At 64.8% G+C, this 13,535-nt stretch carries 11 protein-coding genes; 8 read left to right on the forward strand and 3 right to left on the reverse strand.

The window, feature by feature from the left end; genetic code table 11:
* The first annotated feature begins 308 nt into the window (after window positions 1-308).
* The 5 genes from rpsD to dsbD all read left to right on the forward strand — a co-directional run bounded on the left by rpsD (window position 309) and on the right by dsbD (window position 5,219).
* Window positions 309-932 carry a 30S ribosomal protein S4 gene (rpsD, locus tag AC1Q7Q_RS35680; RefSeq protein WP_492376020.1) on the forward strand — a complete coding sequence of 208 codons (624 nt, stop codon included), beginning with the start codon at window positions 309-311 and terminating at the stop codon, window positions 930-932.
* 182 nt (window positions 933-1,114) lie between these two features.
* Entirely contained in the window at window positions 1,115-2,095 is a 981-nt protein-coding gene (locus AC1Q7Q_RS35685) for a DNA-directed RNA polymerase subunit alpha (protein WP_006160428.1), read from the forward strand.
* Between the two features lie 161 nt (window positions 2,096-2,256).
* Window positions 2,257-2,652, forward strand: a complete 396-nt coding sequence (gene rplQ / locus AC1Q7Q_RS35690; RefSeq protein WP_006160427.1) for a 50S ribosomal protein L17 — start codon at window positions 2,257-2,259, stop codon at window positions 2,650-2,652.
* A 160-nt stretch (window positions 2,653-2,812) separates the two neighbouring features.
* Window positions 2,813-3,157 carry a divalent-cation tolerance protein CutA gene (gene cutA / locus AC1Q7Q_RS35695; protein WP_441637904.1) on the forward strand — a complete coding sequence of 115 codons (345 nt, stop codon included), beginning with the start codon at window positions 2,813-2,815 and terminating at the stop codon, window positions 3,155-3,157.
* A gap of 118 nt (window positions 3,158-3,275) precedes the next feature.
* The gene (gene dsbD, locus AC1Q7Q_RS35700; protein ID WP_492376026.1) at window positions 3,276-5,219 is read left to right on the forward strand and encodes a protein-disulfide reductase DsbD; all 1,944 of its coding nucleotides are present in this window, start codon (window positions 3,276-3,278) and stop codon (window positions 5,217-5,219) included.
* 44 nt (window positions 5,220-5,263) lie between these two features.
* Here the strand turns inward: dsbD and AC1Q7Q_RS35705 are convergent, their stop codons facing one another.
* The 3 genes from AC1Q7Q_RS35705 to yihA all read right to left on the reverse strand — a co-directional run bounded on the left by AC1Q7Q_RS35705 (window position 5,264) and on the right by yihA (window position 8,676).
* On the reverse strand, window positions 5,264-6,619 hold the full coding sequence (locus AC1Q7Q_RS35705) for a magnesium transporter CorA family protein (protein WP_492376019.1): 1,356 nt from the start codon (window positions 6,617-6,619) through the stop codon (window positions 5,264-5,266).
* 10 nt (window positions 6,620-6,629) lie between these two features.
* On the reverse strand, window positions 6,630-7,622 hold the full coding sequence (hemB, locus tag AC1Q7Q_RS35710) for a porphobilinogen synthase (protein ID WP_492376018.1): 993 nt from the start codon (window positions 7,620-7,622) through the stop codon (window positions 6,630-6,632).
* Window positions 7,623-7,947: 325 nt separating this feature from the next.
* Window positions 7,948-8,676, reverse strand: a complete 729-nt coding sequence (gene yihA / locus AC1Q7Q_RS35715) for a ribosome biogenesis GTP-binding protein YihA/YsxC (protein ID WP_492387272.1) — start codon at window positions 8,674-8,676, stop codon at window positions 7,948-7,950.
* Between the two features lie 570 nt (window positions 8,677-9,246).
* Between yihA and AC1Q7Q_RS35720 the strand changes: the two genes are divergently transcribed.
* From AC1Q7Q_RS35720 to ccsB, 3 genes are all read left to right on the forward strand, one after another.
* Window positions 9,247-9,906 carry a c-type cytochrome gene (locus AC1Q7Q_RS35720; protein ID WP_492373440.1) on the forward strand — a complete coding sequence of 220 codons (660 nt, stop codon included), beginning with the start codon at window positions 9,247-9,249 and terminating at the stop codon, window positions 9,904-9,906.
* Window positions 9,907-10,064: 158 nt separating this feature from the next.
* Window positions 10,065-12,260, forward strand: a complete 2,196-nt coding sequence (locus AC1Q7Q_RS35725) for a cytochrome c biogenesis protein ResB (protein WP_492373441.1) — start codon at window positions 10,065-10,067, stop codon at window positions 12,258-12,260.
* Window positions 12,261-12,305: 45 nt separating this feature from the next.
* Window positions 12,306-13,478: a c-type cytochrome biogenesis protein CcsB gene (gene ccsB / locus AC1Q7Q_RS35730; protein WP_416050398.1), complete on the forward strand. Its 1,173-nt coding sequence runs from the start codon at window positions 12,306-12,308 to the stop codon at window positions 13,476-13,478.
* Window positions 13,479-13,535: the final 57 nt, after the last annotated feature.

Below are 13,535 nucleotides of genomic sequence, written 5' to 3' on the forward strand. Positions count from 1 at the left end.
GCGCCGGTGTGATACCCGGGCTGCGGGTGAGGTCTTCCTCGCCCTCTGCCCGGTGTGGTAGCATCGCACGTTGACCTGCTGCATATGCTTTGCGGCAGGTTTTCGTTTTGCGTTTTTGTGTCTGGTGATTGGCCTGCTGGTCTGTCGCCTGGTGCAAATAGCCAGTCATATGCTTTTGCGCGTGTCCTTTAGGGGAATGCGCTGGATAAGCCCACCGTCTGCCACTCACGCGTCCCTCAAACGGGCGGAGAAGGCGGACTCGCGGCGCGTCAAACAAGGCGCCGCGATCGATCAGGAAGGAAGATAAAGTGGCACGTTATATCGGCCCGAAGGCCAAACTCTCCCGCCGTGAAGGTACCGACCTGTTCCTGAAGAGCGCACGCCGCTCGCTTGCAGACAAGTGCAAGCTGGACAGCAAGCCGGGCCAGCATGGCCGCACCTCGGGTGCACGCACCTCCGACTACGGCAACCAACTGCGCGAAAAGCAGAAGGTCAAGCGTATCTATGGCGTGCTCGAGCGCCAGTTCCGCCGCTACTTCGCTGAAGCCGACCGCCGCAAGGGCAACACCGGCGAGAAGCTGCTGCAACTGCTGGAATCGCGCCTGGACAACGTCGTGTACCGCATGGGCTTTGGCTCGACCCGCGCTGAAGCGCGCCAGCTGGTGTCGCACAAGGCGATCCTGCTGAACGGTCAAGCCCTGAACGTGCCGTCGGCACAAGTCAAGGCTGGTGACATCATCACCATCCGCGAGCAGTCGAAGAAGCAAGTCCGTATCGCCGAAGCGCTGTCGCTGGCTGAGCAATCGGGTTTCCCGGCATGGGTTGCCGTGGACGCGAAGAAGTTCGAAGGCACATTCAAGCAAGTGCCGGATCGCGCCGATATCTCGGGTGACATCAACGAAAGCCTGATCGTCGAGTTGTATTCGCGTTAATCACTCGAATTCTGACCGACACCATCGAACGGCCAGGGGCTTGCGTTTCCCGCCAAGCTTCACATTCAGCCCGACGCGCTGCCGCGCGTCGGGCTTATTGCCCATCGTGCGATGGGATTTTCAGGTTCCAAACGTCAGCCTTATCGGTGTAACGAGCCGAGGGTATTGAAAAGGACAACCTAATGCAAACAGCACTACTCAAGCCTAAAATTATTGCCGTGGAGCCGCTCGGCGACCATCACGCGAAGGTCGTGATGGAGCCGTTCGAGCGTGGCTATGGCCATACGCTCGGTAACGCCCTGCGTCGCGTGCTGCTGTCGTCGATGGTCGGTTATGCCCCGACCGAAGTCACGATCGCTGGGGTGGTCCATGAGTACTCCACCATCGATGGCGTGCAGGAAGACGTAGTCAACCTGCTGCTGAATCTGAAGGGTGTGGTCTTCAAGCTGCACAACCGCGACGAAGTCACGGTCTCGCTGCGCAAGGAAGGCGAAGGCGTTGTGACGGCTGCCGATATCGAGCTGCCCCACGATGTCGAGATCATCAACCCCGGCCACGTGATCGCTCACCTGTCGGCCGGCGGCAAGCTCGATATGCAGATCAAGGTCGAACAAGGCCGTGGTTATGTGCCGGGCAACGTGCGCAAGTTCGGCGACGAAGCGGGCAAGGTCATTGGCCGCATCGTGCTGGACGCTTCGTTCTCGCCGGTGCGCCGCGTTTCGTACGCAGTCGAATCGGCTCGTGTGGAACAGCGTACCGACCTCGACAAGCTGGTGATGAACATCGAAACCGACGGCGTGATTTCGCCCGAAGAAGCGATTCGTCAATCGGCGCGCATCCTGGTCGACCAGTTGTCGGTGTTCGCCGCGCTGGAAGGCACCGAGTCGTCGGCGGAAGCCGCTTCGAGCCGCACGCCGCAGATCGATCCGATCCTGCTGCGCCCGGTCGATGACCTGGAGCTGACCGTGCGTTCGGCCAACTGCCTGAAGGCCGAAAACATCTACTACATCGGCGACCTGATCCAGCGCACCGAGAATGAGCTGCTCAAGACCCCGAACCTGGGTCGCAAGTCGCTCAACGAAATCAAGGAAGTGCTGGCTTCGCGCGGTCTGACCCTCGGCATGAAGCTCGAGAACTGGCCGCCCGCAGGGCTGGAGAAGTAATAGCCAGGCGCGGTGGCGGGCTTGCCCAGCCGCCGCGCCAGGTCATCGCGGCGACCGGCATGTGCCGGCTGCCTTAATAGACTACCGGCCCGCGCCGAACCGGAGATTGCTCCGGCCAAGCGATAGAAGAGCTGGTCAAACATTGCAATAAAGGAATCATCATGCGTCACCGTCATGGTTTGCGGAAACTGAACCGCACCTCGTCGCACCGCCTCGCGATGCTGCGCAACATGTCCAACTCGCTGTTCCAGCACGAGCTGATCAAGACCACCCTGCCCAAGGCCAAGGAACTGCGCAAGGTTGTCGAGCCCCTGATCACGCTGGCCAAGAAGGACACCGTTGCCAACCGCCGCCTGGCTTTCGCCCGTCTGCGCGACCGCGACATGGTCACCAAGCTGTTCAACGAACTCGGCCCGCGTTACAACGCGCGTCCGGGTGGCTACACCCGTATCCTGAAGTTCGGTTTCCGCCAGGGCGACAATGCGCCGATGGCGCTGGTCGAGCTGGTTGACCGCCCGGAAATCACCGAAGCGCCGGCTGAAGAAGCAGGCGAATAAGGTTGATTCCGTCCCGGCCCGCTTGCGACCGTTGGTCGCGGCGAGCCGCGCGGACACCGCTTACAATCGAGCCAGGCTACATGCCTGGCTCTTTTGTTTTCCGGGGCTGGCGCGCCAGGGTCTGGCCGCCGGGCCGGCTGTGGCCTGGGAGGACGATCTGATGAGCGAAGCAATCTTGGTGATGACATCGCTGCCGGACGCCGAGTCCGCGGGGCGTGTTGCAAGGGCCGTGCTGGAGTCGAGGTTGGCGGCATGCGTGAACCGGCTGGCGCCGTGCGAGTCCGAGTACTGGTGGCAAGGTGAGATCGAAAGCGCACGCGAGTGGCCGCTGATGATCAAAACCACCCAGGAGCGTTATGCCGCGCTGGAGGCAGCGATTCGGCTCGCGCACCCCTACGAGGTGCCTGAGATCGTGGCAATGCCGCTGGTCGCGGGATTCGCGCCTTATCTGGCCTGGGTGGCGCACGAGACCCGAACGGCCACAGACGAAGGCGACAGTGCGTAAGGATGGCGGTCGCTGCGCCGACTCACACTGATGCTGGCAATAAAGCACTGCGGCCGGTGACCGGCGCTATGATGCGAGCGCAATGCGGATACGACGAATGACATTTCAAAGGCAGGGCATGAGTTTCGGTGTGAGCGCGAACGCCTCGGGTGGTTCGGGGGCTGGGCAAGCCGTGCGGCATTGTGCCGCAGTGCGGCTGCTGATCATGCTGCTGGCCTCACTCTGGCTGTGCCTCGCCGGCGTGGCGCATGCCGCCGATGACGACTTCTTGCCGCCGGAACAGGCCTTCCGGTTTGCTGCCCATCAGGTCGATGCGAAGACGATCGAGGTTCGCTTCGACGTAGCGGATGGCTATTACCTCTACCGCGATCGCTTTGCCTTTGCGGCGCAGCCTGCATCCGTCAAGCTCGGTGCGCCGGTGTTCCCGCCCGGCAAGGTCAAGTTCGACGAGACATTTGGCAAAGAGATGGAAACCTATCACGGCGGGCTGACCATCCGCGTGCCGGTGGAGTCTGCACCGGCCGACGGCAAATGGTCGCTGGTGGTGACTTCCCAGGGCTGTGCCGACAAAGGCCTGTGCTATCCGCCGCAGGAAAGTGTGTTCAAGGTCGGCGGTGGTGTGCTTGACGGATTGTTCGGCAAACGGGCACCGGCGGATTCCAGCAGCATCGGCAACAACCCGGCCGCCGCAAGCGGCGACGCGGCCGGCCCCTCCCCCGCCCTGCTGGCCCCGACGGCCGACGAGAACGACCGCATCGCCGGCGCCCTGGCCAGCCGCAACCTCGGCGTGATCGCAGCGCTGTTCTTCGGCCTGGGCCTGCTGCTGACCTTCACGCCGTGCGTGTTGCCGATGGTGCCCATCCTGTCGTCGATCGTGGTGGGCGAGCACGTTACGCGCAAGCGTGCCTTGCTGGTATCGCTGTCCTATGTGCTCGGCATGGCAGTGGTCTACACGGGGATCGGCGTGGCGGCGGGCCTGCTGGGTGAGGGCCTCTCCGCGGCGCTGCAGGCGCCGTGGGTGCTGGCTGCCTTTGCGCTGCTGATGGTGGCGCTGTCGCTGTCCATGTTCGGTCTCTATGAGCTGCAGCTGCCGCAGCACTGGCAGACCCGGCTGACGGCATCGTCCAACCGCCGCCAGGGCGGGCAGCTTGCCGGTGCCGCAGCCATGGGCGCAATCTCCGCGCTGATCGTCGGGCCGTGCGTGACGGCGCCACTGGCCGGCGCGCTGGCCTATATCGCGCGCACTGGCGATGCTGTGGTCGGCGGCGGTGCGTTGTTTGCCATGGCGCTCGGCATGGGCGTGCCGCTGGTGCTGGTGGGCGTGGGAGCGGGCAACCTGCTGCCGCGCGCCGGACGCTGGATGGAGACGACCAAGCGCTTCTTTGGCTTCCTGCTGCTGGGTGTGGCGCTCTGGATGGTGAGCCCGGTGCTGCCCGCGTGGGCGCTGATGGCGGGCTGGGCTGCGCTGCTGCTGGTTGGTGCGGTCTTCCTGAGCGCCTTCGATTCACTCGGCCCAGATGCGCATGGCCTGGCCAGGGTAGGCAAGGGCCTGGGCCTGCTGGCGGCGCTGGCAGGCGCCATCCTCCTGGTCGGGCTGGCCTCCGGCGGCCGGGACCCCCTGCAGCCGCTGGCGCACCTGAGCGCCGCGCGCTCGGCGCCGGAAGCGGCGGCCGGCGGCGCGTCCGACGTACGGTTCGAGCGCGTCCGCTCAGTTGCGGAGCTCGATGCACGCGTGGCGCAGGCCGCTGCCGCCGGCAAGCCGGTGCTGCTCGATTTCTATGCGGACTGGTGCGTGAGCTGCAAGGAGATGGAACGCTTCACATTTACCGATGAGCGCGTGCGGGCGCGGCTGTCCGAGGTTGTGATGCTGCAGGCGGATGTCACCCGGAACAACGCCGATGACCGCGCGCTGCTCAAGCGCTTCGGCCTGTTTGGCCCCCCGGGCATCATCCTGTACGGCGCCGACGGGCGCGAGCGGCCGGTCCGCGCGATCGGCTACCAGCCGGCCACACGGTTTCTCGACACGTTGTCGCGCGCGCTCGATACCAAGGCTAGTACCTGAGACATACCTGAAATACCCGAAGCGCCAGCTTCGGCTGGCGTCGGCTAGCTTTGCTCCAGCCGGCGCCCTAGCGCCCATACCGCGGCCAGCACCACCACCACCGCCCCCATCAGCCCCAGCGACCACCAGAAGCCCTGGGGCTCGCGCAGCCACGGCATGCGGTCGAAGTTCATGCCGAAGATGCCGGTGATCAGCGTGAGCGGCATGAACAGCGCGGTGATCAGCGTCAGCGTGCGCATGGTGCGATTGGTGCGGTGCGCCACCGAAGAGAAGTGAATCTGCACCGCGGACTCGATCGAGTCCTCCAGCCGCCGCGCATGGGCGAGCACGCGCGAGACGTGCTCCATCACGTCGTTGATCCGCACCAGCAGCGCATCGTCGCGGCGCGCCGTGCTTGGCGTACCTGGAGTGCCTGTGGCGGGCCCTTCACTCGCGATGCTATAGCTGTTGTCGAGCAGGCTGTCGCGGAACTCTTGCAGCGCGTCGTGCTGCTCCTCGCACAGGTGCTCCAGCCGCCGCAGCTCGATGCGGGCATCGAGCAAGCCTTCCCAGCTGGAAAAGCTGCGCCGCGCGTTAAGCAGCGCGCGCTGCCACCGGTCGAGCTGGCGCGTCAGCGGCGCACGCAGGTCCAGGTAGCGGTCGACCATGGCGTTGAGCAGCCGCAGCATCAGGTCTTCCGGGCGCGTTGGCGGGCGGATGCCATGCACCAGCGCGGCGTGGCCGTTGGCCCGTGTCTTTGACGCCGCTTGCGGCCGCGGCGCCTGGCACAGTTCAAGCAGGCGCTGGCGCACCTGGTCCAGCGTGCGCGATTGCGCGGGCCGTACCGTCAGCAGCACGTTGTCAAAGACGAAGAACGTGACCGGCTGGGTATCGATCTTGGCTAGCGCGGGCAGGAAGCCCGGCGGGTAGCGGCGCGGCTTGGCTGAGGTACTGGGTCTTGCCGCGGATTGCGGGCCGGCTGTCGCGCAGGCCGTGGCCGAAGCCACGGGCTGGCCCGGCATCGTCGGCATGTCCATCGCGGCGGTGGCCGAGGCCGCCGCCGTTGCCGTCGTGCTCGTACTCGTTCCGGATGCCGCCGCCCCCTCTGCGCCAGCCTCGGCGATCAGCCGGCTGGTCTCGAAGGTAAGCTTGCGGAAGATCACCATGTCGTAGGCATGCGTCGTATCGAAATACGACGGATGCGACGGGTTGGTGGCATCGATGAGATGCAGGTCCAGCACCGGGGCGCCCGTCAGCGCCTGGACGCTGTCGCGCCAGGCCGTCGGCGCGGCGCTGATTTCCTCGATCGGCGTGTCGACCCAGACGAAACGGGCCGCTGCATTGCCGGCGAGGAAGTCGCGCGCCGCGTCGAGCGAGGCGAGCGGATGGACCTGGCTGGCGGAAAAGCCTAGCAGCTGCATCCGGGCCGGTTCAGCGCGTGAGCAGGCGAGCGGCGTCGCGTGCGAAATAGGTCAGGATGCCATCGGCGCCGGCGCGCCGGAAGGCCAGCAGCGATTCCATCATGACCTTGTCGTGATCCAGCCAGCCATTCTGGGCTGCGGCCTTGAGCATCGCGTACTCGCCGCTGACCTGGTAGACGTAGGTGGGGAAACGGAACTCGTCCTTCACGCGCCGCAGGATGTCGAGGTAAGGCATGCCGGGCTTGACCATCACCATGTCAGCGCCTTCCATGATGTCCTGCGCCACTTCGCGCAGGGCTTCGTCGGAGTTGGCCGGGTCCATCTGGTAGGTCATCTTGTTGCCCTTGCCCAGGTTGGCCGCCGAGCCCACCGCATCGCGGAACGGGCCGTAGAAGGCCGAGGCGAACTTGGCCGAGTACGCCATGATCCGGGTATGGATATACCCGCCGTCTTCCAGCGCCGCGCGCACGGCGCCGATGCGCCCATCCATCATGTCCGAGGGCGCCACGATATCCACGCCGGCCGCAGCCTGCGTCAGCGCCTGCTTGACCAGGATCTCCACGGTGACGTCGTTGATCACGTAGCCGTCGTCATCCAGCACGCCGTCCTGGCCGTGGCTGGTGTACGGATCCAGCGCCACGTCGGTCAGCACGCCCAGTTCCGGGAATCGGTCCTTGAGCGCGCGCACGGCGCGCGGGATCAGGCCTTCGGCGTTGGTCGCCTCGATGCCGTCGGGCGTTTTCAAGACCGGATCGATCACCGGGAACAGCGCGATGACCGGGATGCCGAGTTTCACGCAGTCTTCCGCCACCGGCAGCAACAGGTCAATCGACAGACGCTCCACGCCGGGCATGGACGCCACGCTCTCACGCTGGTTTTGGCCGTCGACGATGAATACCGGATAGATCAGGTTATCTGGCGACAAGCGGTTCTCGCGCATCAGCCTGCGTGAGAAATCATCACGGCGCATGCGGCGCGGACGGTACTCGGGAAAAGTGGACATGGCTTGAGAGGAGTCGGAAAAGAAGTGCGGGAGTCTGCCGGGCGGCTGGCGCGATGTGGCTGGCGAGTGCCTGACCAGGCCGCTTGCGAAAGAAAAACTAAACTTTTGATCTCGCCCGCTATCATACTCGCGGACACTCTGCGTTGCGCTTGCGTGATGCAGCGTCCCCCGCTACTCCTCCCTGAGCGGGTACCCGCCCTTAACCGGTGGGAAAGTTCGCCCCCGTTGCTTGCAACGGGGTTTTTTTTGCCCGCTCGTGTACCGGTGCAATTGCCGGTTCGGCAGGGGGCAGCGCAGGAGTGGGTACGCGCAGGGGGGCGGAGGATCAGTTCGCGGGCGCTTCGGGGGGGATATCGCCAGCATCCGGTTCGGCTTGCGGCGCTGCCGCGGCCTTGCTGTCCGTGGCCACCGGGGGCAGGGCCTCGGGCAGGGACAGCCAGCCCGCCACCACGCGCTGGGCTTCCTCGATGCCGCGGCGCTTCAGGCTGGAGAACAGCTGCGCGGTCAGGGGGACGGGCGTGTCGAGCTGTTCCGCGTAGCCGGCCAGCACCTTGCGGGTTTCGCGCAGGGCCAGGGCGTTCTCGCTGTTGGTCAGCTTGTCAGCCTTGGTCAGCAACACGTGAATGGGCCGGCCCGTGGGCAGGAACCACTCGACCATCTGGCAATCCAGGTCGGTAAAGGGGCGGCGCGCGTCCATCATCAGCACCAGGCCGGACAGTTGCGAGCGGGTCTGCACGTAGTCGCTTAGCAACGCTTGCCAATGGAACTTGGCCGACCCCGAGACCTGCGCATAGCCGTAGCCGGGCAAGTCGACGAGGAAGGCGAGCGGGTCCGGCGCCTTGACCGGGGCCACGCCGAAGAAGTTGATGTGCTGGGTGCGGCCTGGCGTGCGCGACGAAAAAGCCAGCCGCTTCTGGTTGCACAAGATGTTGATGGCGGTGGATTTGCCGGCGTTGGAGCGGCCGGCGAACGCCACTTCCGGCACAGCCGTGGCAGGCAGGTCGCGCAGATGATTGACGGTAACGAAAAAGCGGGCCTGATGTAGGAGGGACATGCGCTTGGGCGATGGGGCGGGTGGGGGCGGGCTGCCGCCTGGATTCAGGCGGGTTCGCCGGCGTCACCGCGCCGATGTGAGTGAGGTGGGCGGCACATGCGGCCGCCTGGATGGCCGGGGCTGGCGTCTGGCCGCGTCGCGGCGCGCACATCCTCTATCCGGCACACGATTTATTGTACAATAACGCGGTTAACGGCCTCTCGATTAGGTGACGCGCGGCATCCTTGGTCGCGCATTTATCTGGCAGGGAAGTCTTGCGTGTCCGTTCCATCGTGGTAGCAAGCCTGTTGGTCTAGTCCCTGTTATGGCGCCGAAGCCTGGCGCCAGCGCAAGAGGGCCAACCGGGGGTCTGGGCCTGCTACCGGGATATTCGCACGGTCTGCCGCTCTCGTTCGCATGGGGGCGGTGCCATCCGGCTTTCGCCAGGGCGTTTTCTGGCTTCAGGCGAGCCGGCGGTCCGTCGTGATGAATTTCCGATGTCAAAGTGCCTGTCCATCGCGTCCTCACCGCGGGCAGTGTGCTGAACGGCGTGCCCCATGGAATTCAAAACAATTCAGACAAGGTGTGCGAATGAACCGCATTGCGAAACTTCTGGCTGTTGTGGCGCTGGCTCTGCCGGCAACTGCCATGACCGGTCTGGCATCTGCCGCAGAGCAGGCCGCCGCAAAGGCTGATCCGGCCAAGGGCGAAACCCTCTACACGCAAGGTGCCCCTGATCGCAATGTCCCGGCTTGCCTGAGCTGCCATGGCGCCAACGGCAACAGCGGCGGCGCCGCCAACCCGAAGCTGGCCGCCCAGCATCCGGAATACGTGCACAAGCAGCTCGACGACTTCAAAGCCAAGGCTCGCAACAACGCCATCATGTCGCCGTACGCGGCCGCCTTGTCCGAGCAGGAAATGAAGGACGTCGGCGCCTACCTGGCCAAGCAGACCCAGAAGCCTGCCACCGCCAAGAACAAGGACACCATCGAAGCCGGCCAGAAGATCTACCGCGGTGGCATCGCGGCCAAGGGCGTGCCGGCCTGCGCGGCTTGCCACGGCCCCACCGGCGCCGGCATTCCGGCCCAGTACCCGCGCATCGGCGGGCAATGGTCCGAGTACACTGAAGCGCAACTGGTTGCGTTCCGCCAGGGCACCCGCAAGAACAATCCCGTGATGACCACCATCGCCGCCAAGATGTCGGACGCCGAGATCAAGGCTGTGGCCGATTACGTCGCAGGGATTCGCTAAGTCGTTCCGCGCCGGGTAGCCGGAGCACCGCAGCGGGCCTCGTCACTCGCGAGGCACCACGCCCAGGTGCAACCAAGCAGCCCGGCAACAATCGAAGAGGGTGGCCTGCGCGAGCAAGTCCACCCTTTTTCATTTCAAGGCCGAGGGCCCCACTGCACATGTCCACCGCTTCCACGTCAGGACTGCACCTGAAGACTTCTCACCGCCTGCTACGCGACGCGGTTGAGCTGCTGTCCTCGATGCGTTTCGCTATCGCGCTGCTGACGGTGATTGCGATTGCCAGTGTGGTCGGCACCGTCCTCAAGCAGAACGAGCCCTATCCCAACTACGTGAACCAGTTCGGTCCTTTCTGGGCTGACCTGTTCCACGCGCTGTCGTTGCAAAAGGTTTACAGCTCCTGGTGGTTCCTGCTGATCCTGACCTTCCTGGTGATTTCCACCTCGCTGTGCCTGACCCGCAACGCGCCCAAGATGATCAAGGATATGCGCTCGTGGAAGGACCACGTGCGTGAGCGCAGCCTGCGGTCCTTCCACCATCATGCCGAGTTCGATTCGGGCCGCCCCCGCGCCGATGCGGTGACGCGCCTCACCGCGCTGCTGGCCAATCGCGGCTACCGCATCAAGAGCGTTGCGCATGAAGGCGCCACCTTGCTGGCCGCCAAGGCGGGCGCGGCCAACAAGCTCGGCTACATCCTCGCGCACACCGCTATCGTGGTGATCTGCGTCGGCGGCCTGCTCGATGGCGACATGCTGATCCGCGCGCAGATGTGGTTTGGCGGCAAGAGCCCGATCAGCGGCAACGCAGTGATCAACGACATCCCGCCTGAGCACCGTTTGTCGGTCAACAATCCGGGCTTTCGCGGCAACGCCTTCGTGCCGGAAGGCTCGACGGTGTCCACCGCTATCCTGAATATCTCGGACGGCGCGCTGGTGCAGGACCTGCCGTTCAATATCACGCTGAAGAAGTTCACCGTCGAACATTACTCGACCGGCATGCCCAAGCTGTTCGCCTCCGACGTGGTCATCACGGACCGCGCCACCGGCCGCAAGACCGAGGCCACCATCAAGGTCAACGAGCCGCTGGTGGTGGATGGCGTGGCCATCTACCAGTCCAGCTTCGAGGATGGTGGCTCCAAGCTGAAGTTCGTTGGCTACCCGATGCAGGGTATTGGCGACAAGACCTTTGCCTTTGCCGGCACCGTGGGCGCCAACGCGCCACTGACCGGCACGGGCAACGCGGCCGACGCCGAGGGGTTGACGGTCGAGTTCAGCGATTTCCGCCTGATGAATATCGAGAACGTCACCGATGCATCGGGCAAGCCGGACGCGCGTGGCGTTGCGCGCAAGTCGCTCAACGAGAAGCTCGAGTCTCACCTGGGCTCGGCGGTCAATCCTGACCGTGCGAAAGAGTTGCGCAACGTTGGCCCTTCGGTGCAGTACAAGTTGCGCGACCGCAACGGCCAGGCCCGCGAATTCAACAACTACATGGTGCCGGTGCAACTCGACGGCCAGTCGGTCTTCCTTGCCGGCATGCGGGATACGCCTAGCGAGCCGTTCCGCTACCTGCGCATCCCGGCCGACGAGCAAAACAGCGTGGCGGACTGGATGCGCCTGCGTGCCGCGCTCCAGGACCGCGCGATGCGCAGCGAAGCCGCACGCCGCTTCGCACTTGCCTCGATGCCGGGCGATGGCCGCGAAGTTTTGCGCGGCCAGCTGGCCGAGAGCGCCCTGCGTGCGCTCGACCTGTTTGCAGGTGCCTCGCGCAGCAACCCGCAAGCCCCGCCGGGCGGCTTCACCGCGATTGCCGCCTTTCTGGAAAAGTCCGTGCCGCCGGCCGAGCAGCAGAAAGCCGCGGATGTGCTGCTGAAGATCCTCAATGGCTCGATGTGGGAACTCTGGCAGTTGGCGCGCGCGCAAGACAAGCTGCCGGTGGTGCCAAATAGTGCCCAGAGCGGCGCTTTCATGCAGCAAGCCATCAATGCGCTGTCCGACAGTTTCTTCTACACCGCGCCGGTTTTCCTGCAGCTCGACGACTTCACGGAAGTGAAGGCCAGCGTGTTCCAGATGACCCGTGCACCAGGGAAGAACATCGTGTATCTTGGCTGTCTGCTGTTGGTGCTGGGCGTGTTCTCGATGTTCTACATCCGCGAGCGCCGCGTCTGGCTCTGGGTGAAGGATCCCGCGGATCCCGCGGACCCCGCGGGAACCGCCGGCGGGCAGGGCGCCGCCAGCCATGTGCTGATGGCCATGTCCACGCAGCGCCGTACACTGGATTTCGAGAAAGAGTTTGTCGCGCTGCGCGACGATGTAGGCCGCGCCGCCGGCAGCATCGACACGGCCGGCGCCCGCAATTAAGCAGGAACCACTATGTCTTCGAATGTGAATCGGGCCCGGCCGGGCATGCACGAGAGTCCGGCGGGCGTTGCCGCGAGTGACGCCGAGCAGGCCTACCTGGAGCCGTCGTTCCTGCGCCGGCTGGGCTGGGTCGACTGGCTCTTTGCCTTGATGCTGGCAGTGGGCGCGGGCTTCGCGCTGGCGCGCTACGGCGAGTGGATGAATGTCTACGACAAGGGCGTGCTGATCGCCGCGGTGCCTACCTTCGCGCTGCTGGGATGGCACTGGAAGCCGGTGCGGCTGCTGATGGTGACGCTGACCGTGTTGTCGCTGTTCGCGATCCAGCTCTACCAGGGCCAGTTGCCGCGCGCCGAGCAGGCCTTCTTCCTCAAGTACTTCCTGTCGAGCCAGTCCGCCATCTTGTGGATGAGCGCCCTGGTGTTCCTGTCCACCCTGTTCTATTGGGGCGGCTTGCTGGCGCGCTCGGAGACCGGGCTGCAGATCGGCAGCAAGATGGTCTGGGCAGCGGTGGTGCTGGGCTTTACCGGCATGCTGGTGCGCTGGTACGAGTCCTACCTGATCGGCGCCGACATCGGCCACATCCCCATCTCCAATCTGTACGAAGTGTTCGTGCTGTTCACGCTGATCACCTCGTTGTTCCACCTGTATTACGAAGGCCGTTACAAGACCCGTGCGCTGGGGCCGTTCGTGATGCTGGTGGTATCGGCGGCGGTGGGTTTCCTGCTGTGGTATACGGTCAGCCGCGACGCGAGCGAAATCCAGCCGCTGGTGCCAGCGCTGCAGAGCTGGTGGATGAAGATCCACGTGCCGGCCAATTTCATCGGCTACGGCACCTTCGCCCTGGCCGCCATGGTGTCGGTGGCCTACCTGCTCAAGCAGCACGGCATTCTCGCCGAGCGTCTGCCCTCGCTCGAAGTGCTCGACGATGTGATGTACAAGTCGATCGCTGTGGGCTTTGCCTTCTTCACCATCGCCACCATCCTGGGCGCGCTGTGGGCGGCGGAGGCCTGGGGCGGCTACTGGAGCTGGGACCCCAAGGAAACCTGGGCGTTGATCGTCTGGTTGAACTACGCGGCCTGGCTGCATATGCGGCTGATGAAGGGCTTGCGCGGCACCATGGCGGCCTGGTGGGCGCTGGTGGGTTTGCTGGTCACGACCTTCGCCTTCCTGGGCGTCAACATGTTCCTTTCCGGCTTGCATAGCTACGGCGAACTCTGATCTGGGTGTTGCGCCGCAACGAGAAAACCTGCCCATCGCCCCGATGCGGCAGGTTTT

It is taken from the genome of Cupriavidus sp. GW823-FHT07A04 (genome assembly GCF_058794615.1).

Excerpts from the sequence above, each read along its gene's own strand:
- AC1Q7Q_RS35685 (WP_006160428.1), top strand. The coding sequence starts at position 1,115 with ATGCAAACAGCACTACTCAAGCCTAAAATTATTGCCGTGGAGCCGCTC.
- rplQ (WP_006160427.1), top strand. The coding sequence starts at position 2,257 with ATGCGTCACCGTCATGGTTTGCGGAAACTGAACCGCACCTCGTCGCAC.
- cutA (WP_441637904.1), top strand. The coding sequence starts at position 2,813 with ATGAGCGAAGCAATCTTGGTGATGACATCGCTGCCGGACGCCGAGTCC.
- dsbD (WP_492376026.1), top strand. The coding sequence starts at position 3,276 with ATGAGTTTCGGTGTGAGCGCGAACGCCTCGGGTGGTTCGGGGGCTGGG.
- AC1Q7Q_RS35705 (WP_492376019.1), bottom strand. The coding sequence starts at position 6,619 with ATGCAGCTGCTAGGCTTTTCCGCCAGCCAGGTCCATCCGCTCGCCTCG.
- hemB (WP_492376018.1), bottom strand. The coding sequence starts at position 7,622 with ATGTCCACTTTTCCCGAGTACCGTCCGCGCCGCATGCGCCGTGATGAT.
- yihA (WP_492387272.1), bottom strand. The coding sequence starts at position 8,676 with ATGTCCCTCCTACATCAGGCCCGCTTTTTCGTTACCGTCAATCATCTG.
- AC1Q7Q_RS35720 (WP_492373440.1), top strand. The coding sequence starts at position 9,247 with ATGAACCGCATTGCGAAACTTCTGGCTGTTGTGGCGCTGGCTCTGCCG.
- AC1Q7Q_RS35725 (WP_492373441.1), top strand. The coding sequence starts at position 10,065 with ATGTCCACCGCTTCCACGTCAGGACTGCACCTGAAGACTTCTCACCGC.
- ccsB (WP_416050398.1), top strand. The coding sequence starts at position 12,306 with ATGCACGAGAGTCCGGCGGGCGTTGCCGCGAGTGACGCCGAGCAGGCC.